Annotated in this window: 2 protein-coding genes; one reads left to right on the top strand and one right to left on the bottom strand. The window is 72.7% G+C overall.

Annotation, left to right across the window (positions count from 1 at the left end):
* Nucleotides 1-95: 95 nt before the first annotated feature.
* Nucleotides 96-524, bottom strand: a complete 429-nt coding sequence (locus GL263_RS26945; RefSeq protein ID WP_182858343.1) for a PPOX class F420-dependent oxidoreductase — start codon at nt 522-524, stop codon at nt 96-98.
* Between the two features lie 143 nt (nt 525-667).
* Here GL263_RS26945 and GL263_RS26940 point away from each other — a divergent pair, with 143 nt between their 5' ends.
* Nucleotides 668-1,060, top strand: coding sequence for a roadblock/LC7 domain-containing protein (locus GL263_RS26940; protein WP_182858342.1), 393 nt, complete (start codon nt 668-670; stop codon nt 1,058-1,060).
* The last annotated feature ends 83 nt before the right edge of the window (nt 1,061-1,143 follow it).

Here is a 1,143-nt window from a genome sequence, read left to right as displayed (position 1 = left end):
GGGTCATGGCGCCATCATCCGCCGCGCCCGCCCGGCGGTCGAGTCCCGTCCGCCGGTCGAGTCCGGCTCGCACGTCGGGCCCGGCTCGTCGCCCGTCAGTCCGCGACGCCGGCCTGCGCGAGCACCTTCTCGATGCGCAGCCGCACCAGCAGCTCGCCCGGTACGCCGTTGCGCTCCCCGAACTCCTCCGCCCGGTCCTCGCCCATGTAGCGGGCGCCGATCCGGGCGGCCCAGTGGCGCACCTCGGACAGTTCCTCCACCAACCGGGCACGACCGGAGAGGATCACGTACGAGAACGGCGGCCCGTCGTCGTCGACGCACAGGGAGGCCCGTCCGTCCCTGGCGAGGTTCCGTCCCTTCACCGTCCGCGCACCGGTGTTGAACACCAACTCGTCGCCGTCCAACAGGAACCAGACGGGCGCCACATGGGGGGCGCCGTCGGCCCTGACCGTGGCGAGTTTGCCGGTGCGGGTGCCGTCCGAGACGAAGCCGCGCCACTGCTGCTCGGTCATCTGCTCTGCCATGCGGCCATCCTCCGACGCGGCGGCGGCCCGGTGGCGCAGGCGTGCCGAGGCGCGGCAGGCGGGTTGGCACCGGGTGGCAGATGGGTAGGGGGAGCACGGCGACCACCATCACGGAGTGACGAAGTGACCACGAGGGGGAGGGCATGGCACTGAGCACAAGCCTTGACTGGCTGCTGGACGACCTGACCAAGCGGATGCCGAGTGTGCGGTGCGCGCTGGTCCTGTCCACGGACGGGCTGGTCACCGCGACCAGCGCGGAACTGGCCAGGAAGGACGGCGAGCACCTGGCCGCCGTCGCCTCGGGCCTGCACAGCCTGGCGCGGGGCGCGGGGGCGCACTTCGGCGTCGGCGAGGTCCAGCAGACGATGATCGAGTTCGACGAGGGGCTGCTGTTCGTCACCGAGGCCGGGCAGGGGAGTTGTCTGTGCGTGCTGACCACGGCGCAGGCGGACGTCGGCCAGATCGCGTACGAGATGACCCTGCTGGTCAACCGGGTCGGTGAGCACCTGGGCGTGGCGGCCCGCAACCAGCCCTGACCAGCGGTGACCTGCGGATCCGTCAGCCGGGAGCCCACCCCGGAGGGGCGGGCGGGGACGGCGTCCGGTGCCGCGGGCGGAGT

This window comes from Streptomyces durbertensis, assembly GCF_014156695.1.
GTDB classification, from domain to species: domain Bacteria; phylum Actinomycetota; class Actinomycetes; order Streptomycetales; family Streptomycetaceae; genus Streptomyces; species Streptomyces durbertensis.
Note: the sequence above shows the minus strand (reverse complement) of the source record. Positions and strands in the feature narration are given on the sequence as shown.

Bases quoted from the DNA above. Each gene is read 5' to 3' on its own strand.
- GL263_RS26945 (WP_182858343.1), bottom strand. From the start codon at position 524: ATGGCAGAGCAGATGACCGAGCAGCAGTGGCGCGGCTTCGTCTCGGAC.
- GL263_RS26940 (WP_182858342.1), top strand. From the start codon at position 668: ATGGCACTGAGCACAAGCCTTGACTGGCTGCTGGACGACCTGACCAAG.